We start from the raw sequence: 22,636 nt of genomic DNA, 5'->3' as shown, positions 1-22,636 counted from the left end.
CAGTCCCCCTTAAAATATCAAAAACATATTAAAAGGTTCGCTTAACTTTTTGCTCTTCGCTTCAACCTTTTCAGCGAATGTTTAATTTCAGACTCGACTAAAGTCAGCTCTTCAGAAAAGTTTACCAATTCTTGGCGTAACACGTCCTGATTTAACTTTGTTTTAATTTCTGTCATTTCCTGATTCCAAGAATCATTGTTTTTTGTATCTTGATAGAACGTTTCAAAATGAGCAGTTTTTGCTTTTGGAAGTTCTACTGGTAACTCATCTAATACCGTTTTTTTCTTAAATAAAGACATTTAACTCAGCTCCAGTTTTATAAACTAATAATAGTTTAACTCATTTTATGAGAATTTACTAATAGAAAACCAGCGAAGATGAGCAAATCAATAAACCAACCATTAATCAAAGTCAGTTTGATTAATGGTTGGTTTACTAAATTTGTTTAGATTTTATAAAATTGCCATGACCGCAAAATTCAAAACAAAGAGTCCTGTTACCACCCAAAGTACTGGAGATATTTCTTTCATCTTACCTCTGACAACTTTAATGATAACAAAGAAGACAAAGCCAGCTGCTATTCCATAAGAAATACTATAGCATAAGCCCATAAAAACCGATGTAAAGAATGCAGGAATTGCATCTTCAAGATCATGCCAACGAATTTCTTTGAAGGAAGCCATCATCATAACACCAACTAAAATCAAGGCTGGTGCCGTCGCTTGAGCTGGCACAACACTTACTACAGGTGCTAAAAAGCTACTTGCAAGGAATAACAAAGCAATAACCACACTTGTTAAGCCTGTTCGTCCACCGGCACCAATACCTGCGGCACTTTCGACAAATGTTGTTACATTTGATGTTCCGAAAATTGAACCAGCCGATGTTGCAATCGCATCAGCAAATAGAGCTTTATCCATTTTTGATTTAAAGCCACGACTATTTTCAACTGCTGCTTCGTCTTCTTTAGAGAAAATACCTGTTCGACGACCTGTCCCAATAAATGTGCCAATAGTATCAAAGATATCAGACAAACTAAAGGCAAGTACAGTTAGCAATACTTGGGGTAATTTGGCCGGATCTGAAAAGAGCGAAGGTAATCCATGTGGTCCAAACGCTGCTCCAAAAGTCACGCCTAATTCTTTAAAAGAACTTCCCAAAGAATTTTGTTCGAAATTTATTGCTGATAAATCAACTACTCCCATTGGAATTGCAATAATTGTTGTTGCTAAAATCCCAATCAGGATTGCTCCTTTTACATCGCGAATAACTAATATTGTCATCAAAATCAAACCGATAACAGATAAAATAATAGCCGGGTTATTAAAGTTAGCTAAAGCGGGTACAATGCCACCGTTTGACACAACATTTACAACCTGATCTCCATCAACAACAGATGACACAATGCTATTTCCATCTGAAGTAAACTGTAATAATCCCGCATTCTTAATTCCTACATAAGCTACAAAAATACCAATTCCGCCGCCAATTGCATGTTGCAAACTTTCAGGTATTGATTTAATGATTAATTTTCTAAACTTAGTTACTGTAATCAAGATATTAATAATTCCACATAAGAAGACCATCGCAAGCGCTTCTTCCCAGCGATAACCTAACCCCATTACCACTGTAAAAGTAAAGAACGCATTTAACCCCATCCCCGGAGCCTGAGCATAAGGAACATTTGCGAACAATCCCATGATGAGTGTCCCAATTGCTGAACTGATAATCGTCGCTAGAAATACCGCTTGAAATGGCATTCCTGATAAAGATAAAATAGCCGGATTAACAAATAAAATATAACTCATTGCGAAAAATGTTGTAAAACCTGCCATAATTTCTGTTGAAACTGTTGTTCCATGTTCTTTTAACTTGAAAAACTTCTCCATTTCCTAACATACCGCCTTCTAAAATTGTATTTTGTTCGTTTTTATTACTTACAAATTTGATTATAACGATACAAGATATAAAATCAAGAGATTTCTAAATATTAACTAAAAAATATTGCATAACGTTCGTGTTTAGCTTAATTTTATTGTTATTTCTTTTTTAAAATCAGTATAATCTACTTAAATTACGATAGTTTTAAAAAAATACAGAACTAAGACATTTTGACTGTTAAATATGTTATAATTGTTAAATAATGGAATGATTATTGACATTTATCATCTAATGTAAGTAAAATTGTATATAAAGGCGTTTTTATCAACACTTTAAACCAGGAGGAGTCAGAATGAATATCTTCAAGAAATTTAAACAACTGAGATATTTAAATAACGATATTACTATCGCTAACCAAGAAATTAATGATCTTGAAATTAAAATAGATACATTGAGTGACATTCTATCGAATAAGCACTCTCTTTATGAACAAATAAAAGAAGACTGGATTCTACAACAAAATCAAAACCGTTCAACACAACAAGAAATTGACGAAATCAATCAAAAACGTGTCTTAAATGGTATTAACCACTTAACAAATGTTTATGAAACAAATAAACAAAATAATCAAGAGTTGATTGATGATAATCAAAAACTATTAAAAGAAAACCAATTCCTAAAACAGTACAAACTATCTTTAAAATCTAGTCTTGATTCTTTTGACAAAGAGTTTCCTAGCGCAGTCAATTATGACCGACTTGCTGTGATGTTGAATGAAATTACGCCAGATAAAGACTTTGCATTAACACTACACTTAATCGATAGCTTGACCTTCGATGCCTCTGAGTCATATGAGATTAAACAATTAATCGAGCAAACAAAAATTGAAATTAAGCAATTATTTAATAATTATCGAACTAATTATATTGATAACCAATACTATTCAATTTATCATTTACTTATTCTCGGCATTCAAGATGCTTTCCAATTTATCTTAAAAACGAGTCAACTTGCATCTTTGGGAGAAACAAAAACAGAAGTGCAAAATATGTTAAAACAGTATTTTTCAATCGCTGTAAAAGGGAATGAAACAAACTTACTACCAATCTTCACTCCTCTACTTTTCAAAATTGAACCTTTGTATTTAAAACTAGTGACTTTAGAGTATCAATATCAAAATAATGAAACTGAAGTCAATACTTTTGTAAATGAAAAACAAAATAATACCAATACAAAGATGATTCGTAAAAAGAAAGTTGTTCAGCCAATGCCTAAATTTAATCAAGTAAACGTGAATAACAATGTTAACTACAATAATTACGAAAATGAAAAATTGATTAAGTTACGTCATCAATAAAAAAAACCTCTCAAGAAAATTTGAGAGGTTTTTTATTAGTCTTCGAGTTTTTTTACATTCCATTTCTTTTGTGCCATTCTTGCTGAGATTGCTTGGATAAACGTTGTCGATAAAATCATTGTCGCACCTAAAGCCTCAATAATTGAAAATTTAGTTCCAAGGAGAACCATGGCTAATACTGTTGCTGTTAATGGTTCAAATGAACTCAACATACTTGTAACAGTCGGTTCTAAGTAGTTGAGACTTTTTGTATAAAATAAAAATGAAAACATCGTGCCACCAACAATGATATATGCCAGTGTCAACCAGCCATTCACTGTAATCGCTGGAATTGGGGTTGAAATCATTAATGGTAAAAATGCTAATCCTGTAAGGAACATTGCGCCACCTGTCACAAGTCCTACATCATATTTTTTCAATAGATCTCTAGGTAATAACGTATACGACGCCGCACTCACTCCGGCGAGTACACCCCAAATCACTGCTGCTGGTGCTAATGCAAGTTGTCCAAGTTTACCTTGTGTAACTAAAAGGAAAGTACCCAGCAAAGATAAGAAAACCGAAAATGTCTCTATTTTCCTTGGTAATTCTTTATTTTTGAGTGATAAATAAAACAAAATAAATAATGGACTTAAAAACTGCAAGACGGTCGCAGTTGGTGCATTACCATATCGAATTGACATAAAATACGTAAATTGCGCTGGTAAAACACCACAAAATCCGAATAAAAGTAGTCGAATAAAATCCTTCTTATTTTTTAATAATTCTTTTATTTGATCTGGTGTTTTGACAAGCGTCCAAATCATCAGCAATAAACCCGCTGTTAATAATCTTGCACCAACAACCCATTGTGTTGAAACATCATTTTCTTGAAAAAAGAACTGCGCTGCAGTTCCTGATGCTCCCCAAAGCATCGAGCCTAAAATAACATAAAAAAACCCTTTTTGTTTACCTGTCATACCTTTAAACACCTCTTTAACATTCTATTAAAGAAAATATAGCATCTCTAGTTTTGCATTACAATCTAAAGATTTAATTTACGAATAAAAGTACATCATATTTTCATAAAGAACTATTATTTTTTATACATATTGTGTATGATTAGTTTAAAAAGCATACGAGGAGCTTCCATGAAGAAAACAAAATTAATTTTAGTCGAAGTCATTATTTTTACAATTGGCTTTATCATATGGTTTTCTGTTTACAACCCAACCTTTCAACAAAAATATGAACTTTATGACATTAATAAGGGTAGTCACTATATTGTTGAGTTAAAAGGTAAAGGAAATGCAATTAAGCAAAAAAAGGTCGATTTTGCTAGAGTTTATGTCGATACAGGTACAAATCTTGTCGAGTCAGATACTTTGCTACCTAAGCACTATAATTTAGATAGTATTGAAGGTCTTAGTGTCTGGGATGCCCACGACACTTTAGAAATTAAGTATATGGTAGAAATTGATTTATATCGTATCAACACTGCTAAAATGTTACGTGCTTTTACAATGGGCTTTCGCGAAACAGACTACATTAAAGACAAAGAGATGTTAGATTTTTTTGACTCGCTAGAGGAGTTACCAGACTATGATGAAAATCGCCCTGTTGACTTCGCTGCACTCTCAAAAAAATTAAAAGATGCTGGCTTTAAAGAAATCGATGACGATCAAATTGTTAAAGATGGTAAAAAATACTTCTAGTAAACTTGGCGATTGCAAACTTTTATGGTAGAATGAAAGATGTTGTAATTCCCCTTAAGAGGGGGCGTTACGGATTCGACAGGTATAGTTCGAGCTTTGGTTGCGTTCCGTAGGTTACGTCTACGTAAAAACGTTACAGTTAAATATAACTGCTAAAAACGAAAACAATACTTTCGCTTTAGCTGCCTAAAAACAGCGAGCGAAGATCCTCTCGGCATCGCCCATGTGCTCGAGTAAGGGTCCTAACTAAAGTGGGATACGTTAAATTTTTCCGTCTGCAAAATTTAAAAGAGTTTATCAGACTAGCAAAGATGTCTGTTTGTTTTGTGTCATAAATCTTAGCGAAACTTAAACACTAAACTATGAGCGTAGATACTAGGGTGGCGATATATTTGGACGCGGGTTCGACTCCCGCCGCCTCCATATGTAGAGGTCTTGCTAAATCATTGTGAATGCAGTGATTTAGCAAGTTTTTTTTATCAAAAATCAGAAAAAAGCACTTGCCTCAATGCAGAGACAGTGCTTTTTAAATTCCTATATTATTTTACTTCTGAATAACCGAATCCCTCATACAATTTTGTTACAGAATCTAAAGAATATGTTTTATCTTTTTTCGTAGATATATTCTCCATTTCAGCCACATTTACTTTGTTATTCTCATCTAATACAATATTTGAAAAGCCAATAATAGCTGTAAATGTATCTTCTAGTTTACTATCTGTTCCAGCAGTATATTGTTTAATTGTATAAATACCAATAAGATTACCATCCGCATTAGTGTATGACCCAGTATCTTCTTTTGAATTTTCTTTAAAGAACTGACGATACATCATTTTATTTAATGAGATATCATACTTAAAGAGATATTCTGAATCTTCATAATTTCTTTTTGCTTCTTCATCAATCATTTGCTTAATATCATCTAAATTAGAAATATCCGTGACTTTAGCTGCCACATGATCTAACCCCTTAACTTCAAATGTCGGATCAAATTTTTCTTCCAAAGCGTAGCCAATTATACTTAAAGATTGCTTTAAATCTTTTGTAATCGCTACTTTAGCTTGCTCATCATTTTTTAATTTACCATCATTTTTGATTTTGAATTCAATGTTATACAACGGTGCGTCAAAAGTATTGTCAATTTGAGCTTCACCACGACCACTTGTTCCATTAAAATTAATGACTAATGCTTTCTCAACTTCTTTGCTAGTCAATTTTTTAGGCTCTTCTAATCCCTTAACCACTACTTCTTTTTTACCAGATTTGATTTTTTTCGTTTTATCTTGATTTACAGAAACCGTAATATTCACCTTATCACCGTTAGACAAATTTTCTGATTTATCCAGTTTAATTTTATAAGAATTATAGACAACTTCCATTTCTTTCTGCGCTTTTTCATCTAAAAAATCTGAATCTGATTCATAATTAAATAAGTCTTTATTTAGCTTATCTGTATCAACAGTTGCTATTGCCATACCCTCTGAATTCATCCCCGTGAATTCAACTTCCACGTAATTTGATAAATCTTTTGTAGAACTACATCCACTCAATAAAAAAACGCTACCTAAAAACAAAAATAACTTCTTCATTTCCTTTTCCCCAATCTAAAATAATTTTGTACCCAGTTATTATATAGATTTTATATTTCAAAAGCAAACAAATAACTTTTATCTTTAATATTATTTCGATTTTTTTTAGATCTTCATTTTAAAAAAATACAGTATCAAATATTTAAGATAACAATTTTACATATAATACATCTTTGTTGATTTTTTTATTAGATTTCCTCTTTATCTGATGGGTAAGTAAAAAAAGACCTAAAGAGAAGTCACTCTTTAGATCTTTCATTAGTCTATGTTAAAAATTAAAAGCTTATTAATCCTTTACTTCGCAAGCCAAGCACTTACTTCTGCTAAAGCGTCTTGCATACCATCAGGATTTTTACCACCAGCTTGAGCCATATCAGGACGACCACCGCCACCGCCACCGATTTTCGGTGCGATTGCTTTAATTAGATCCCCTGCTTTAAAGCCTTTTTCATTTGTTTCTTTAGACATTGCAACTAATAGATTTGCTTTACCATCTTGAGAGGTCCCAAGAACTAACACATCAGATAATGCTTTTTGTTTCCATTGGTCCGCTAGTTGACGTAATTGATTCATATCTTTCACGTTAACTTGTTGCGCAATAACAGTCACATCTCCAACTGTTTCAACTTTAGTAAAGACATCAGCCGCTTCTGCATTCGCAATTTTAGCTAATAATTGTTCATTTTCTTTTTGTAATTCTTTAAATTGCTCTTGTAATTGTTCAACTTTAGCTACTGTTTCTTTTGTTTGAGGTGCTTTAACCATGTGAGCAATAGCTTTCAAACGATTTTCTTCTTCATGAAGAACTTCAAATGCTTCTTGACTCGTTACAGCTTCAATACGACGAACACCAGCACCAATTCCTGATTCAGAAATTATTTTGAAGATACCGATATCTGAGGTAGTGTTAACGTGAACCCCACCACATAATTCAATTGAATAATTACCGATATTTACAACACGCACTACTTTACCATATTTTTCACCAAATAAAGCCATAGCACCCATATCTTTAGCTGTATCTACATCTGTTTCAATCGTTTCAACTAAAATGTTTTCCCAAATTTTTTCATTTACCTTACGTTCCATTTCGTTTAATTCTGCTTGTGAAATTTGTTCGAAATGCGTAAAGTCGAAACGTAAATATTCAGGAGCAACTAATGACCCTGCTTGATTTGCATGATCACCTAAAACATCTTTCAAAGCTTTATGTAACAAGTGAGTTGCTGTATGGTTTTTCGTGATTTTATCACGACGTTTCTTATCAACAACTAAACGATATGTTTTACCAACTTTAAAATTACCTTTCAATTCAACAAAATGCATTGATTGTCCATTTGGCGCACGTTTAACATCAGTCACTTTACCAATCACAACACCTTCTTGATTTAAAAGAATGCCATGATCAGCCACTTGACCACCCATTTCAGCATAGAAAGGTGTTTCGTTAAAGATAAATTGTGCAGTACCACCAGAAATAGAATCTACAAGTGCATCTTCTTGAATAATTGCCACTAATTCACCATCAGCTTCAACTTGGTCATAACCAATAAAGCGACTTTCAACTTTAATATCAGTCAATAAAGCAGATTGAACATTCATAGAACTTTCACTTGAACGAGCAGCACGAGCACGTTCTCTCTGTTGTTTCATCTCAGCTTCAAAGCCTTCATGATCCACTTTCAAGCCTTCCTCTTCAGCCATTTCTTCCGTTAATTCAACTGGAAAACCATACGTATCATACAATTTAAAGATATCTTTACCTGCAAGCACATCTTTTTTGTCTGCTTTTAATGACACGATTAAATCAGTAATAATTTGTAACCCATCATTAATTGTTTCATGGAAACGTTCTTCTTCAGTACGAATAATTTTTTGAATAAAATCTTGTTTTTCTGTTACTTCTGGGTAATAACTATTCATAATCTCAGCAACGACTGGTACTAATTGATATAAAAAGGCTTGGTTGATACCTAATTTTTTACCATGCATAACGGCACGACGAATTAATCGACGTAAAACGTAGCCGCGCCCTTCGTTTGATGGCAATGCGCCATCACCAATCGCAAAGGAAACCGCACGAACATGGTCAGCAATTACTTTATATGAAGTGTTAATCGCAGTAGATTCACCGTATTTACTTTCTTTACTCATTGCTTCTGTTGCCTTAATAATCGGCATGAACAAATCTGTTTCAAAGTTTGTCGGTGCATCTTGGAAAATTGAAACGACACGTTCTAATCCCATTCCTGTATCAATATTTTTATGTGGCAATGGTAAGTATTCATGATCTTCGGTATGGTTAAACTCAGAGAAAACTAAGTTCCAAATTTCTAAATAGCGTTCGTTTTCGCCACCAGGATAATTTTCTGGATCATCTTCGGCAACGTCATTGTATTCTTCACCACGGTCGTAAAAAATTTCAGAGTTTGGTCCACAAGGTCCTGCACCAATATCCCAAAAGTTGTCTTCAATATCAATAATCGATTCATTTGGTAAACCAACTTCATCGCGCCAAATACGACGTGCTTCTTCATCGTCAGGATGGACAGTAACGTATAATAAATCTTTATCCATCGCAAACCATTTTTCATCTGTTAAAAGTTCCCAAGCCCAATGAATTGCTTCGCGTTTGAAGTAATCACCTACGGAAAAGTTGCCTAACATTTCAAACATTGTATGGTGACGCGCAGTTTTACCTACGTTTTCAATATCATTTGTACGGATACTCTTTTGAGCATTTGTAATTCTTGGATTTTCAGGAACCACGGTGCCATCAAAATATTTTTTTAAGGTTGCAACACCAGAGTTAATCCATAATAATGTTGGATCTTCAATTGGTACTAATGATGCGCTAGGTTCTACAGAGTGTCCTTTTGTTTTGAAAAATTCTAAATACATCGCTCTAACTTGAGCACTTGATAATTGTTTCATGTTTTTTCCTCCTAAAAATAATAAAAAACACCCTGCAGTCAGGGACGATTATTCGCGTTACCACCCTAATTGCAATGATGTTTGTACAGTCATTACCTCTTTTACTCATTAACGCTGAGACACGTAAGTTGCCCAATCAATATGACCACTTAATTCTGAAGGGAGCATTTAATATTAATCCGGGCTTTTTTTCACCAACCAAAAGCTCTCTAATCACCGAAGTAAAATAAACATATCCTTCATTTATAACATTTAAATTATATGAAATCCATCACGCAATGTCAACAAAGATTATCCCAATGCGTAAAACTTCACAATTTAAATAAATATATGTGATAAAATTGAGAAAGGTCGGACTAAAATATAAGGGGAGATTTTCACATGTATCGTAAAGAAATCGGCTCAAAAGCTCACATTGTTGCTGGCGCATATTATTTAAGAATGATGGTATTTGTAGAAGAACAACAAATAAAATTAATGGATGAGTTTGATTCAATTGATAATATGAATCCGCCATACATTGTTTATTTTGATCAAGACCTACCCATTGCAACTGGTAGATATCAATTTATTGATAATCATACATGCATTGAACCGGATCGACTTTGTGTCCATCCTGATTATCGGACAAATGGATTGGGCTCAAAAGTATTAAATACTATTGAGAAAATTGGTCGTGATAATCAATGTCTATCGTCTAAATTAAGTGCTGAAATCACTGCATTAAAGTTCTATGAAAAAAAAGGGTATCAGGTTTATTCAGAACCGTTTACTCAAGACGGTATTCCATGCGTTAAAATGATTAAAATGCTCTAAAATTTCTACAAATAATAGGCTTAAACTTTTTGTACTTTATCAACGAAAAGTTTAAGTCTATTTTTCATTCAAGTGAAAAGACATATCATTATAAATATTAACGGCATTCAGTCAGGACTTTTTTGATTACTAAGCAGCAATTTATTGATTTTTTTAAAGGGGTATTCCATCAAAATCACTTTTTTCTTAATCATTTTATTGTACGCTTCGGAACTACAATTGGAAACAAATGTAAAACAATCTTTCATTTTGTTTTTAACGTACTATAATTAAGTAAAGGTTTCTTTACATAAAAAAGCAAGGAGGAACCAAAATGTCGACTGAAGTCACAAATTCGATCAAAGAAATTCGCGAAGCTCGAAAAATTAAACAATTGGATATGGCAAAGGAGCTTGGTGTTTCCCGGCAAACGATGACCGCAATTGAAAATATAAATATAATCCCAGTTTAGAATTATCATTAAAAATTGCTCAATTTTTTGACTTAAAGATTGAAGACATTTTTGCATTGAAAAAGGAGGAAAAATCATGACATATTTAAATCTTTTGCTATCAGCATTTTTTATAACTATTGCACAATTTAGTCTTATATCCACGTTTCAATTTTTTCTAATCTTGTTAATATCCGGGTTTTTGATGAACTTGAAAAAAATCAATTTATGAATCATTTACGCTAAGTTTCTTAATTATTGTAGGTGTACATATTTTACAATCAATCTTCATATTCATTTCGTTTGATTCACCAATTATAGTTATCACAGGTTTTCTAATGCATTCAGATGGTTTTCAGAAACTAAAAATTGGAAACCTTACACTTGATATGTTAGTAGTTGGAATCACTTATTTTTATAAAAGAGTGAAGTTTGGATTCTATTCAAAAACAGAACTTAGAAAAAAAATTATAATGCCATGACTCTTAACTTTTATCGGCATACTTGTGCTGGTTATCTTTATTTATAAAGATCAATTGTAATTTTTTTGGTAATTTTCATCATAAATATATTGATACGGGGAGTGTTTACTATGAACGTTTTTTTCCATTAACATCAGCTATTATAGATGTATGCATTATTTTTGGACTTTATTCAATTTATTTAATTTTCAAAATATTGATACAGTTTAGAACTTTTGATGAATTAGAAAGAAAAATAGTTTATCAATCTTTTTCAATAAGCTATCTAATTGTTATAACATATAACTTAATTCTTCTCATATTAGGCTTTTTCTACATCCGTATTCCAGTCATATTCCATCATGGGATTGGACCTTATCTTCAATCAACTTATTATATTGATTCTTTCTTCGCATGTTCAGCATTATTTGGACTAGTTTATTTTTTAATAAAAATTCGCTATGGACAGTACACAAATAAACAAATTTTAAAAAAAGGGATGATTCCATGGGGAATATTTTTTGTATTCTTTTTAATAATTGATTCATTTATTTAATGATCAGACTTGTTTCTCCAAAAGAAAATAGCACACACCAACCTAATTTCCGTAAAACAAACTTTTTTTAATACAATAACGCATGCTATACTTGTTATATAATATTAAAGGGGTGAAGGAAATGAAATTTGTATTAATTGATGGTATTCGAACGCTTCAATTGGATCTAATTACGACAGCTGCTCTCGCACTACTTCTACTGATGTTGGGTAATCATATTCGGAAAAAATATACAGTGTTTCAAAAGATGACTATTCCAGCTTCCGTGATTGGTGGATTTCTCTGTTCCTTTATTGTTCTCATTCTAAGAGTTACAAATGTTCTCTATATTGAAATGGACACCACCTTACAACTACCATTTATGCTTGCTTTCTTTACGTGTGTTGGTTTTGGTGGTAGTTTTAAAATGCTGAAAACAGGTGGGCGCCTACTCATTATTTATTTAGCATCTACGTGGATTTTGGCTATTCTTCAAAATATTATCGGTGTTGGGTTAGCCAAAACTTTAGGAATTGATCCACTACTTGGAATCATGGCTGGAACAGTTTCACTGGTTGGTGGCCACGGTAACGCAGCAGCCTTTGGACCAATCGCAGAGCAAGCAGGTGCACAAGGAGCGAGTGCAGTAGCCCTTGCATCAGCAACCTATGGATTAATTGTCGGCAGTCTTCTCGGTGGCCCTGTAGGTGATTGGATTTTAAAGAAAAATAAAATTGATGTCACTTCTGACGCTGAACAAGCTATATCAACTGACAAGTCAGAAACCACAACAGAAATGAAAAATGGATTTACAACAGATCGTTTCTTAGCCCATTTAACTTTCGTTTTTGTTTTCATGGCTGGCGGCGTTATCTTCTCAGAACTCATTGCAAAACTTGAAATTAAAAACTTTGCAATTCCTAGTTATGTTGGCGCAATGTTCTTGGCTATTGTTTTTAGAAATATCAATGATAAAAAGCAACTATTCAAAATGGACAATCAAATCGTTGAAATGATTTCTGATATTGGCCTCGGTTTCTTCTTAACCATGGCCATCATGACCTTAAAGATTTGGGAGCTCGCTTCTCTTGCGGGTCCATTAATTATTATTCTATTAGTTCAAACTGTATTTTTATTCTTCTTTGTACTCTTCTTTGTTTTCCCACTTCTTCGTGGCAAAAAAGGATCTACTGATTCCTATGATGCCGGCGTTTTAAGTGGAGGATTTATGGGTTGGGGGCTCGGAATTGCAGCAACTGCATTTGTCTGTATGTCTGCAATTGTTGAGAAATATCGCAAATCCTCACCAAAAGCTTTCCTGATTGCACCTCTTTGTGGGGCAGTATTTGTCGATATCGTAGCGATTCCGACCATTATTTTCTTTATTAGCTTATTTAGTTAAAAAAATGAGACGCAAACCCTCTTACTGGTGTGCGTCTCGTTTTTATTGTAAGGCTTTTTTGAATTTTATAACTAACTTCTCTAATTCTTCTTGTAACTCTAAATTAATACTTCCTTCATTGGTTAATTGTTTAACAGGTTGAACACTAAAATCAATTAATCCAGTAGCAATGACTTCATTTGGTGTCACACTCACGGTAATTTCAGGCGCCACTATGCTAGCACCACAACTGTCCATCTCTAAAAATGACAGTTTATAGGTATGTGCACTTTCTTGTTTCAAACGATAATAACCGCCACTGATAAATTTTTTTTCATTTGAAAAGTAATTTTTTAGTGCTAAAAAGTGTTCTCTCTCCATTATACTCACCTCTTTAGACAGCAAATATTGTATAAAAAAACAGGTGCATTTTATAGTTGCACCTGTCTATCAAACGATTCTATTTTGTCAAACAAGCTAGCAAAAAAATTATTTTTTGTTTTTTGCAGTTTGTGTTTTCATATTTTGCATCATTTGACGTACTTTTTTCTCTGATGGCTTTTGCCCCATTTGTGCCATCATCATTCTTAACATATCCTCATTAACAGGAGGATTTTTTTCTAATTGATCTTGAAAAGCTTTTTTTGCAAGGAAAAATCCGCCGACTGCTCCACCAAAAAGAGCCACGATGATTAATAAAATTGCTAATCCCATGTTCATTGTTCTGACACTCCTTTCCTCCAGTTAATTTCTTTCAACATTACATATTGTACTAAAATTCAAGCCTAAAGGAAAGTAGGAATTAATTTTATTTAGCATTTTGGATTTTTTCAAGTAAATTTGGATTAAAAATTTGTTTTTGTAACATCTCAATTTCGTGTTTATAAGGTGCTTTTGCTGTTTTTTTATCTTCACCTACAAAAGGTGTTTCCATAATCTTTGGCAGGTCTTCTAATTGAGGATGATGTGCAACATAATTTAAAGCATCAAAGCCAATCGTGCCAAAACCAATATTTGCATGGCGATCTTTATGCGACCCTTGCGGATTTTTAGAGTCATTCAAATGAATCACTTTCAAACGGTCTAATCCAATCACACGATCAAATTCTTCTAAGACACCATCAAAATCTTCACCCACATTATAACCAGCATCATTAATGTGACAAGTATCCAATGTCACTGATAGTTTTTCATTATGTGTGACACCATCAATAATTGCAGCAATTTCTTCAAAAGAACGACCAATTTCTGTTCCCTTACCTGCCATTGTTTCTAAAGCAATTTGAGGTATTTGATCTGCACGCAAAACTTCATTTAATCCCTTAATAATTTGTTGAATACCTGCTTCAGCACCTGCGCCAACATGAGCTCCAGGGTGTAAGGTAATTTGTGTCGCACCAATTGCTTCCACTCGCTCCACTTCTTGACGTAAAAAATCAATCGCAAAACCAAAATTTTGCGGTTTAATCGTATTACCAAGATTAATAATATACGGCGCATGAACAACAATTTTATCCAATGGAATATTACTTTCAGCCATCATCTTTTGTGCTAATTCAATATTCAACTCTTCAATCGGTTTTCGACGCGTATTTTGGGGAGCACCTGTATAAATCATAAATGTATTTGCCCCATAGCTTTGTGCTAATTCAACCGAACCAGCCATCATTTTTTTCCCATTCATACTCACATGAGATCCAATTATCATATTTAATTCGCTCCTGACTACGTTTTATCTCTCTCATCATAACTTTACTTTTCTTCTATGACAAGTATCCTGCCTAACTTTAGAGTTTCGTTAATAACAGGCAGCTAAACTAGGCAGATGGTATCTCACATGATATAATACTCTATATTTATACTATTTTTAAGAGGTGATAGTTTGTTTAAAAACAAGGATGACATTAATAAAATTAAAGAGAAACTCTCTTCACTCTCATTTCCGGTAAACGTTACATACCGTGTGTTGAGAGCTTTATTAGTGTTTACAATCTTTGCTTTGATCGCTCTAGGAACGATGGGATTAGGAATTGGCGTAGGCTATTTTTCATCACTTGTCAGTACGCTAGATGTTCCGAGTAAAGAAACATTAGAAACTAAAATTTATGATATTGAACGTCAATCAAAAATGACTTATGACGACGGCTCTCTTATTTCAGTTATTAAATCTGACTTAGTTAGAACACCTGTCGATGAAAAAAGTATTTCACCATTAATCAAAAAAGCTTTGATTTACACTGAAGATGAATACTTTTACGAGCATAATGGTATCGTACCTAAAGCACTTGCACGGGCAACCATTTCTGATGTCACAGGCTTAGGTGGCGGTTCTGGTGGTTCAACGATTACACAACAGTTAATCAAGCAACAGATTTTGACTAATGAAACATCATACACGAGAAAAGCGTCAGAAATTTTACTCGCGTTACATACTGAAAAATTCTTCAGTAAAACTGAAATTTTAAATGCTTATTTAAATGTTTCGCCATTTGGTCGAAACAATAAGGGTGAGAATATTGCTGGAATTGAAGAAGCAGCAAATGGTATCTTCGGCTTAAAATCAAGTGAAGTTAATTTACCTCAAGCAGCCTTCCTTGCTGGATTACCGCAAAGTCCAATTGAATATTCACCTTACAACAATGATGGTAGTTTAAAAGAAAAGTTTGATTCTGGTTTAGCGCGTAAAGACAATGTCTTATTTAATCTATATCGAGAAAAACAAATTTCTAAAAAAGAATATGAAGAAGCGAAGTCATATGATTTAGTTAAAGACTTCTTACAACCAGAAAAAGGACAAAATGCTGAAAATAGCTTCCTATATCATCAATTATACGATGAAGCAGCTAGAATTATGATGGTCCCTCTTTATGAAGCTGATAAGAAATCAAAAGATGAAGTCTATAAATCACAAGAACTATTCGAACACTACTTTGATCTTGCAAAACGTGATATTCGTCAAGAAGGATACACAATTGAATCTACAATTAATAAAAATATCCATAATGCCATGGAAGAAGCTGTACAACAATTTGGTTATATCCTAGACGATGGTCGTCCTCTACTATTAGAAACGGGTAGTATTCTAATGGATAATAAAACTGGACGCATCTATGGCTTTATCGGTGGACGTGATTATCAACAAAATCAAAATAATCATGCCTTCCAAAGAAGACGTTCACCTGGTTCAACAATGAAACCAATCTTGGCTTACGCACCTGCAATTGATCAGGGGTTAATTGGTTCTGAAACAAGATTAGCAGACTTTCCAATGAACTATAAGCATGGTGGAACACCCGTGAAGAACTATTCAGACTTTGGTTCAAATTCATTTAAAACAACGCGTGATGCACTTAAATGGTCTCTAAATATTCCTGTTGTTAATCTTTATTCAGAGATGCAAGGAAAAGTCGATCCGAAAGCTTACTTCGATAAAATGGAAATTGGCTTAAACCCTGAAGAATATGGTCGTGAATCGATTCCATTAGGTGGTACAGATGAAGGTTTAACAGTCTTTGAAGAGACTGGAGCCTACGCAACACTCGCTAATAAAGGAACCTATAATCGTGGTTATACAATTAATAAAATTAAAGATAAATCTGGTAAAGTCGTCTATGAACATAAGAGTAACCCAGTTCAAGTCTTTAAACCTGCAACTGCAAGTATTATGAATGATTTAATGCGAGATGTTCTCGATTCAGGAACTGGACAAGCTGCAAAAGAAGCTTTCCGAGGTTCAAACTTAGCTAAAGCTGATTGGGTCGGTAAAACTGGTACTTCGGAGAATCAAAGAGATTACTGGTTCACTGCTTCTACACCTTCAATTACTATGAGTAGTTGGATTGGATACGATGATAACACTGAAATGTATGACACTTGGAATAAACAAAATATGGTTTATTGGTCATATATGACCAACTACGTTTACCAACGAAGCCCTGAAATATTTGGGGAAAACGAAAAATTTACAATAGATCCATCTGTTAAAAAAGTTAAAGTTTCAGAATTCACTGGTCAAAAAGAAGGTCCTGTTAAAGTTGACGGAGGTGGTACTGTTAACCTACGCGGTAGTAAAACTGTTACTAGCCTTTATTCGGGCGACTATGCAAAAGATAGTACTTTCCGTTTTGGTATTGGTGGTACTGATAGTCAATATCAAAATGCTTGGCGTAACTTTGGTCGTGGCGGCTCGTCTTCAACTGAAAAACCTAAGACTAATGATTCAAATAAGAAAAAACCAAAAGAAACAAAAAAAGATGACGAAGAGAATGACGAAGAAACTGATGACTAGTCCTCTCACATAAAAAATGCGACACGCTAAATAATTTCAAGCGTGTCGCGTTTTTTCAATTGATTGCGTCTAAGTACATTTTTAACATCATAAAGGCCGCAAGCCCATTTTGAAAGAAATGGAAGAGCATCGAGTCACCAATATTTTTTCTCGTTCGATAGGTCAGAAACATTAACATTCCCATCGCGAAATAGATAATAAATGAAATAATATTAGTACTTAAATGACCTGCTGAAAATAAGAGTGACGTCACAATACCGATTACCCACATTGGCATTTTATCACCAAAGAAAGCTACTGGTATACCTCGAAACAATAATTCTTCCAAAATTGGTGCTCCAATGGCAATCGAAATTGTCATACATAAAACAGTCACCATAGATTGATCAGCACCAAAGAGTGTTTCAATCACGGCTTGATTTTCGGTTGTTGTATCTCCATAAACGACTTGCATTAAAACAGTTCCAATACCTGTAATTCCTAGACCTACAAGGTAGTAAAGAAAAACAACTACGCCATCACCTATATTTATTTTTTTGAACCCTTCTTTTGAATACTTGTTAAAAAATTTGATAAAGAAAATAATAATCGCTGTAAAGATAATCAGCCAAACAACCCCTATTCCCACCTGAACTGGAATTGATGCTTTGTTGGCAAATTTTCCGACAATAGTTGCTAAGAGTGTTGGTACTTGTGAAAGAAAAAACAACCCAATTAACCAGAGAATGCATTTGACATAGTACCATATTTTTTGACCACGTGTTTCCATATAAGTCTCCTTTATAAATTATTGATAGTTTTAGTTTAACAGAATTTTCTCTAAAAATAAAAGTGGTCACCAAAAAGGTTACCACTTTATTTTTTGAACTTATTTCTAAATATTTTGTTATTATTTAATTAAGCTTGCTGCAGCCTCGTCAATAATTAAAATAGCATCTTCATGGTTTTGTAATATACTTGCTGGAACCTCTTCAGAGATTGGTCCTTTAACTGTGTTATAGATTGCTTGTGCTTTTTTCTCACCATATGCGAGTAAAATAATTTGCCGACTACTCATGATTGATTTGATACCCATTGAGATTGCACGTGTTGGTACATCTTCAATTTTTTCAAAATTACGACTATTAGCTTTGATTGTTGATTCTGTTAAGTCAACAATGCCAGTTGTTCCTTCAAATGAGGCCCCTGGTTCATTAAAACCAATATGTGCATTTTCACCAATACCAAGAATTTGAATATCAATTGGGTTATTCGCGATGACTTCATCATAACGTGCACACTCTTCAGCTAAGTTTTGAGCTAAACCATTTGGTAAATTATTATGTTTAAATGGTTTTTGATCAAATAAGTGTTCCTTCATAAAATAATGATAGCTTTGATCATTGTCAGCACTTAAACCAATATATTCATCTAAGTTAACTGAATTTACACTTGTGAAGTCTAAATCACTTGCAACAAGTTCTTCATAGAGCGAAATAGGAGTGCTACCTGTCGCTAAACCAAATGTTTTTAAATTACCTGAATCTAGAGTTTCTTTAACAAGTTTAAAGGCTTCTTTTCCACCTTCAACTTGATCTTTTACAATAATAATTTTCATACCTATCGCTCCATTTCTTATCAGTTTGGTATAGTCCAATTATAATTAGATTTTACCACTTTTGCAAGTAAAAATAAAACAAAAACAATGACAAATGTTGTATTTTTGTCTGTTAAAAGAAGTTATGACATGATACTTGCCATAACTTATATTCATTTTATTCAACTGTTACACTTTTAGCTAAATTGCGGGGTTTATCAACATCTAAATCGCGTTGTAAACATGCAAAATAAGATATTAATTGTAGTGGCACGACTGTTGCAAGTGGCGTTAATAGTGCATGTAGTTCAGGGATGATGATTTGATCGCCTTCTTTTTGCAAACCTTCCATCGCGATTACCATTGTTTTCGCCCCACGACTTTCCACTTCCTTCACGTTACCACGAGTATGACTTGCTGTGTCTTCACCCGTAATAATCGCTAGAACAGGTGTATCTTTTTCAATTAAGGCAATTGTACCATGTTTTAATTCACCGGCCGCAAATCCTTCTGTTTGAATGTATGAGATTTCTTTTAATTTCAAGGCACCTTCTAATGAAACTGCATAATCCAAACCACGTCCGATATAAAAGGCATTTCTTGTTGTTAAAAGATAGTCACGACTGATTTCAGCCAGTTTATCTTTTTCTGAAACCAAAGTATCCATTGCACTTGCAACTAAACCTAGTTCGTGCGCAATATCAAATGATTTGGCTAGTTTTAAGTTTTTGTAATCCCCAATTGCTTTAGCAAGATAAAGCATCACAGCAATTTGAGAAGTATACGCTTTAGTCGATGCCACCGCAATTTCTGGTCCGGCATGTAACAACAAAGTATTTTCTGCTTCTCGTGAAAGGGTTGAACCTTTGACATTTGTAATGGTTAATGATGGTAAATTAAGTTCATTCACCTTAACTAGTACTTGACGACTATCAGCCGTTTCACCACTCTGACTAATAAAAATAAAGAATGGTCGTTCTGATAATAATGGCATATCATAGCCAATTTCACTGGCTAAATGAACTTCTACGGGAATATTAGCCAGTTCTTCAATCATTTTTTTACCAACTAGTCCAGCATGCCAACTTGTTCCACAAGCCACAACATAAATGCGATCACTTTTGGCAATTTTTTCAACTAAATGTTCATCAATCGCAACTGAACCATTTTCAGCAGTATATGTACTGATAATTTTACGCATGACTGAAGGTTGTTCATCAATCTCTTTAAGCATATAGTGAGGATAAAGACCTTTTTCAGTATCATTTGCATCAATTTCAGCTAAATAGAAATCGCGCTTAATTTCTTCGTTTGCAGCATTAAAGATTTTCATTTCAGATGCTGATAAAATGATACGTTCGCCGTCCATAATCTCAACAAAGCGATCAGTTTCACCAATCATGGCCATCGCGTCACTTCCAACAAGATGACAGTCCGTTCCAATCCCTATTAATAATGGACTTTTATTTTTAGCTAAAAAGATTTGTTCTGGATTTTCAAGGTCGATTAATGCGAAAGCGTATGATCCTTCCGTTACTTTAAGCATACTTGAAAATGCTTCAAATCCTTCTTGACCTTGACGAGAAAAATAATCAACGACTTCCACAATGACTTCAGTATCTGTTTCACCAGTTAAATAAATATCACTAAGATAATCTTTTTTTAATTGCTCAAAATTTTCAATCACGCCATTATGAACCAGACCGAAGCGGCCACTTTTAGATAAGTGCGGATGCGCATTTTCTTCTGTTGGTTCCCCGTGCGTTGCCCAACGCGTATGACCAATACCTGTTCCCTCGCTATTTAAGCTATCTGTTAATTTTTTTAATTCTGCGACACGTCCAGCAGTCTTTTTAAGATAATAACTTTCTGGTTGCGCAACAAGAATTCCAGCTGAATCATAGCCACGATATTCTAGTTTTGTAAGACCAGTTAATAAAATTTCCTTCGTACGACGACTTCCGACAACACCGACAATTCCACACATATAAAAATCCAACTTTCTTATTTAAAATTGTTTCTATAACCACTGCATCGCTAAAATTTTGTCATGGTCGTTTCCAACGCACTTTTAGTTTAACGTGTAGAGTGCAGACCCTGGGATCACCCGCCGAACTTTCGATAAATCCCTTCCTCGTCACCTATTCTTAAGAATAGGTCTGGCGCTTATAAATCGGTATAGATATTTTACCATATTGGTATACTTATAGAAACAAGATAATATTACTATTTTACCATTAACGTGTCAATGTTTTTGGAATATTTTCATAATGGTCTAAAAAATGGTCAAGCTATCATTGTAAGATAACTTGACCATTTACATTTATTAATCTAAACCAATTTTTTCAACAACAACTGCTGCAATTTTTTCAACATAATAATTTACTTTATCAGTTGTAGGTGCTTCAGCCATTACTCTTAATAACGGTTCTGTTCCAGAAGGTCGAACAAGAACACGACCATCACCAGCCATCTCTGCTTCTACTTCATCGATGACAGCTTTAATTTCAGGTACGTCCATCGCGCCGTGTTTGTCACTCACACGAATGTTAACTAATTTTTGTGGATACTCTTCAATTTCAGCTGCTAATTCAGATAGTTTTTTACCAGTATGTTTCATAACGTTCATCAATTGAATACCTGATAAAAGTCCATCTCCTGTTGTGTTGTAGTCTAAGAAAATAATGTGTCCTGATTGTTCACCACCAAGGTTATAACCATTCTTCTTCATTTCCTCAACAACATAACGGTCGCCTACTTGAGTCGCGATTGTTTTCATGCCAGCAACATCGATTGCTTTGTGGAAGCCAAGATTACTCATAACAGTTGAAACAACTGTATTTTTATTTAATTGGCCACTTTCTTTCAGATATTTACCACAAATGTAAATGATTTTATCACCATCAACAATCTGACCTTTTTCATCGACAGCAATCACACGGTCGCCATCGCCATCAAATGCTAAACCTAAATCAACTTGTTTTTCTAAAACAAATTCGGCTAGTGCTTCAGGATGAGTCGAACCCACGCCGTCATTAATATTTAAGCCATTAGGTTTAACGCCCATTGTGTAGAAGTCAGTTTCTAAATCAGCGAATAATAAGTTAACACTTGGAGATGTCGCACCATTTGCACCATCAACACAAACTGATAATCCTTCTAAATCACCATCGATTGTTTCTTTTAAGAAACCAATATATTTTTGAATACCTTCTTGATATTCGTCCAAAGTTCCTAAACCATCAGCTGACGGTCTTGGTAAAGTATCTTCTTTGGCATCTAATAAAGCTTCAATTTCTAATTCTTCTTCGTCAGCTAACTTAAATCCATCTGGTCCAAAGAACTTGATACCGTTGTCTTCTGCTGGATTATGAGATGCAGAAATCATAACACCTGCTGCAGCTTTTTGCGTACGTGTTAAATATGATACACCAGGAGTTGAAATCACTCCTAATTGAAGGACCTCAATTCCGACAGAGATTAACCCTGAGATTAAAGCTTGCTCTAATAATTGACCTGAAATACGCGTATCACGGCCAACTAAAACTTGAGGTTTTGATTCTTCATTTTGATGATGTTGGCATAGGACGTATCCCCCACAACGACCAATTTTAAACGCTAATTCTGGAGTTAACTCTTTATTCGCAACTCCTCGTACACCGTCTGTTCCAAAATATTTTCCCATTTTCTTCTT

18 protein-coding genes, 1 other RNA gene and 1 other annotated feature are annotated in these 22,636 nt (G+C 34.0%); of the genes, 7 read left to right on the top strand and 12 right to left on the bottom strand.

Going from position 1 to position 22,636, the window contains the following annotated elements; translation table 11 throughout:
• Positions 1–41 precede the first annotated feature (41 nt).
• Together ESZ54_RS04145 and ESZ54_RS04140 are read right to left on the bottom strand one after the other, a co-directional pair.
• A complete protein-coding gene (locus ESZ54_RS04145) occupies positions 42–299 on the bottom strand; it encodes a hypothetical protein (RefSeq protein ID WP_136136419.1) in 258 nt (85 codons plus the stop codon).
• A gap of 153 nt (positions 300–452) precedes the next feature.
• Entirely contained in the window at positions 453–1,889 is a 1,437-nt protein-coding gene (locus ESZ54_RS04140; RefSeq protein WP_136136418.1) for an NCS2 family permease, read from the bottom strand.
• 344 nt (positions 1,890–2,233) lie between these two features.
• On the opposite strand from ESZ54_RS04140, the gene ESZ54_RS04135 reads away from it, so the two are divergent.
• A complete protein-coding gene (locus ESZ54_RS04135; RefSeq protein ID WP_136136417.1) occupies positions 2,234–3,238 on the top strand; it encodes a hypothetical protein in 1,005 nt (334 codons plus the stop codon).
• 35 nt (positions 3,239–3,273) lie between these two features.
• Here ESZ54_RS04135 and ESZ54_RS04130 read toward each other — a convergent pair whose 3' ends face one another.
• Entirely contained in the window at positions 3,274–4,197 is a 924-nt protein-coding gene (locus ESZ54_RS04130; protein ID WP_136136416.1) for a DMT family transporter, read from the bottom strand.
• 171 nt (positions 4,198–4,368) lie between these two features.
• Between ESZ54_RS04130 and ESZ54_RS04125 the strand changes: the two genes are divergently transcribed.
• Together ESZ54_RS04125 and ssrA are read left to right on the top strand one after the other, a co-directional pair.
• Positions 4,369–4,932 (top strand): hypothetical protein, encoded by a 564-nt coding sequence (locus tag ESZ54_RS04125; RefSeq protein ID WP_136136415.1) that lies wholly within the window; start codon positions 4,369–4,371, stop codon positions 4,930–4,932.
• A 60-nt stretch (positions 4,933–4,992) separates the two neighbouring features.
• Positions 4,993–5,358, top strand: a transfer-messenger RNA (tmRNA) gene (ssrA, locus tag ESZ54_RS04120).
• 113 nt (positions 5,359–5,471) lie between these two features.
• Here ssrA and ESZ54_RS04115 read toward each other — a convergent pair.
• Together ESZ54_RS04115 and alaS are read right to left on the bottom strand one after the other, a co-directional pair.
• Entirely contained in the window at positions 5,472–6,521 is a 1,050-nt protein-coding gene (locus tag ESZ54_RS04115) for a lipoprotein (RefSeq protein WP_136136414.1), read from the bottom strand.
• A gap of 294 nt (positions 6,522–6,815) precedes the next feature.
• Positions 6,816–9,455 (bottom strand): alanine--tRNA ligase, encoded by a 2,640-nt coding sequence (gene alaS, locus ESZ54_RS04110; RefSeq protein ID WP_136136413.1) that lies wholly within the window; start codon positions 9,453–9,455, stop codon positions 6,816–6,818.
• Between the two features lie 37 nt (positions 9,456–9,492).
• Positions 9,493–9,711: a binding site (T-box leader), on the bottom strand.
• Positions 9,712–9,836: 125 nt separating this feature from the next.
• On the opposite strand from alaS, the gene ESZ54_RS04105 reads away from it, so the two are divergent.
• The 3 genes from ESZ54_RS04105 (at position 9,837) to ESZ54_RS04095 (ending at position 13,099) form a co-directional block, all read left to right on the top strand.
• On the top strand, positions 9,837–10,271 hold the full coding sequence (locus ESZ54_RS04105) for a GNAT family N-acetyltransferase (RefSeq protein WP_136136412.1): 435 nt from the start codon (positions 9,837–9,839) through the stop codon (positions 10,269–10,271).
• Positions 10,272–10,584: 313 nt separating this feature from the next.
• Positions 10,585–10,722, top strand: coding sequence for a helix-turn-helix transcriptional regulator (locus tag ESZ54_RS12830; RefSeq protein ID WP_420824352.1), 138 nt, complete (start codon positions 10,585–10,587; stop codon positions 10,720–10,722).
• 1,117 nt (positions 10,723–11,839) lie between these two features.
• Complete coding sequence (locus ESZ54_RS04095; RefSeq protein ID WP_136136411.1) at positions 11,840–13,099, top strand: sodium/glutamate symporter; 1,260 nt, start codon at positions 11,840–11,842, stop codon at positions 13,097–13,099.
• 42 nt (positions 13,100–13,141) lie between these two features.
• Here the strand turns inward: ESZ54_RS04095 and ESZ54_RS04090 are convergent, their stop codons facing one another.
• The 3 genes from ESZ54_RS04090 to ESZ54_RS04080 form a co-directional block, all read right to left on the bottom strand.
• A complete protein-coding gene (locus tag ESZ54_RS04090; RefSeq protein ID WP_136136410.1) occupies positions 13,142–13,459 on the bottom strand; it encodes a hypothetical protein in 318 nt (105 codons plus the stop codon).
• Between the two features lie 108 nt (positions 13,460–13,567).
• Entirely contained in the window at positions 13,568–13,798 is a 231-nt protein-coding gene (locus tag ESZ54_RS04085) for a YneF family protein (protein ID WP_136136409.1), read from the bottom strand.
• An 88-nt stretch (positions 13,799–13,886) separates the two neighbouring features.
• On the bottom strand, positions 13,887–14,786 hold the full coding sequence (locus ESZ54_RS04080) for a deoxyribonuclease IV (protein WP_136136408.1): 900 nt from the start codon (positions 14,784–14,786) through the stop codon (positions 13,887–13,889).
• Positions 14,787–14,960: 174 nt separating this feature from the next.
• Between ESZ54_RS04080 and ESZ54_RS04075 the strand changes: the two genes are divergently transcribed.
• Positions 14,961–17,366: a transglycosylase domain-containing protein gene (locus tag ESZ54_RS04075; protein WP_136136407.1), complete on the top strand. Its 2,406-nt coding sequence runs from the start codon at positions 14,961–14,963 to the stop codon at positions 17,364–17,366.
• Between the two features lie 55 nt (positions 17,367–17,421).
• Here the strand turns inward: ESZ54_RS04075 and ESZ54_RS04070 are convergent, their stop codons facing one another.
• From ESZ54_RS04070 to glmM, 4 genes are all read right to left on the bottom strand, one after another.
• Complete coding sequence (locus ESZ54_RS04070; protein WP_136136406.1) at positions 17,422–18,135, bottom strand: CPBP family intramembrane glutamic endopeptidase; 714 nt, start codon at positions 18,133–18,135, stop codon at positions 17,422–17,424.
• 120 nt (positions 18,136–18,255) lie between these two features.
• Positions 18,256–18,963, bottom strand: a complete 708-nt coding sequence (locus ESZ54_RS04065) for a glucosamine-6-phosphate deaminase (protein ID WP_136136405.1) — start codon at positions 18,961–18,963, stop codon at positions 18,256–18,258.
• 157 nt (positions 18,964–19,120) lie between these two features.
• On the bottom strand, positions 19,121–20,929 hold the full coding sequence (glmS, locus tag ESZ54_RS04060; RefSeq protein WP_136136404.1) for a glutamine--fructose-6-phosphate transaminase (isomerizing): 1,809 nt from the start codon (positions 20,927–20,929) through the stop codon (positions 19,121–19,123).
• Between the two features lie 339 nt (positions 20,930–21,268).
• Positions 21,269–22,627, bottom strand: coding sequence for a phosphoglucosamine mutase (gene glmM / locus ESZ54_RS04055; protein WP_136136403.1), 1,359 nt, complete (start codon positions 22,625–22,627; stop codon positions 21,269–21,271).
• Positions 22,628–22,636: the final 9 nt, after the last annotated feature.

This window comes from Vagococcus silagei (assembly GCF_004795745.1).
Classification (GTDB): domain Bacteria; phylum Bacillota; class Bacilli; order Lactobacillales; family Vagococcaceae; genus Vagococcus; species Vagococcus silagei.
The sequence above is the reverse complement of the archived record's forward strand: the minus strand, read 5'-3'. Positions and strand labels throughout refer to the sequence as shown.

Excerpts from the sequence above, each read along its gene's own strand:
- ESZ54_RS04090 (WP_136136410.1), bottom strand. The coding sequence starts at position 13,459 with ATGGAGAGAGAACACTTTTTAGCACTAAAAAATTACTTTTCAAATGAA.
- ESZ54_RS04135 (WP_136136417.1), top strand. The coding sequence starts at position 2,234 with ATGAATATCTTCAAGAAATTTAAACAACTGAGATATTTAAATAACGAT.
- ESZ54_RS04140 (WP_136136418.1), bottom strand. The coding sequence starts at position 1,889 with ATGGAGAAGTTTTTCAAGTTAAAAGAACATGGAACAACAGTTTCAACA.
- ESZ54_RS04125 (WP_136136415.1), top strand. The coding sequence starts at position 4,369 with ATGAAGAAAACAAAATTAATTTTAGTCGAAGTCATTATTTTTACAATT.
- ESZ54_RS04085 (WP_136136409.1), bottom strand. The coding sequence starts at position 13,798 with ATGAACATGGGATTAGCAATTTTATTAATCATCGTGGCTCTTTTTGGT.
- ESZ54_RS04065 (WP_136136405.1), bottom strand. The coding sequence starts at position 18,963 with ATGAAAATTATTATTGTAAAAGATCAAGTTGAAGGTGGAAAAGAAGCC.
- ESZ54_RS12830 (WP_420824352.1), top strand. The coding sequence starts at position 10,585 with ATGTCGACTGAAGTCACAAATTCGATCAAAGAAATTCGCGAAGCTCGA.
- ESZ54_RS04095 (WP_136136411.1), top strand. The coding sequence starts at position 11,840 with ATGAAATTTGTATTAATTGATGGTATTCGAACGCTTCAATTGGATCTA.
- glmS (WP_136136404.1), bottom strand. The coding sequence starts at position 20,929 with ATGTGTGGAATTGTCGGTGTTGTCGGAAGTCGTCGTACGAAGGAAATT.
- ESZ54_RS04070 (WP_136136406.1), bottom strand. The coding sequence starts at position 18,135 with ATGGAAACACGTGGTCAAAAAATATGGTACTATGTCAAATGCATTCTC.
- ESZ54_RS04080 (WP_136136408.1), bottom strand. The coding sequence starts at position 14,786 with ATGATAATTGGATCTCATGTGAGTATGAATGGGAAAAAAATGATGGCT.
- ESZ54_RS04145 (WP_136136419.1), bottom strand. The coding sequence starts at position 299 with ATGTCTTTATTTAAGAAAAAAACGGTATTAGATGAGTTACCAGTAGAA.
- ESZ54_RS04130 (WP_136136416.1), bottom strand. The coding sequence starts at position 4,197 with ATGACAGGTAAACAAAAAGGGTTTTTTTATGTTATTTTAGGCTCGATG.
- alaS (WP_136136413.1), bottom strand. The coding sequence starts at position 9,455 with ATGAAACAATTATCAAGTGCTCAAGTTAGAGCGATGTATTTAGAATTT.
- ESZ54_RS04105 (WP_136136412.1), top strand. The coding sequence starts at position 9,837 with ATGTATCGTAAAGAAATCGGCTCAAAAGCTCACATTGTTGCTGGCGCA.
- ESZ54_RS04115 (WP_136136414.1), bottom strand. The coding sequence starts at position 6,521 with ATGAAGAAGTTATTTTTGTTTTTAGGTAGCGTTTTTTTATTGAGTGGA.
- glmM (WP_136136403.1), bottom strand. The coding sequence starts at position 22,627 with ATGGGAAAATATTTTGGAACAGACGGTGTACGAGGAGTTGCGAATAAA.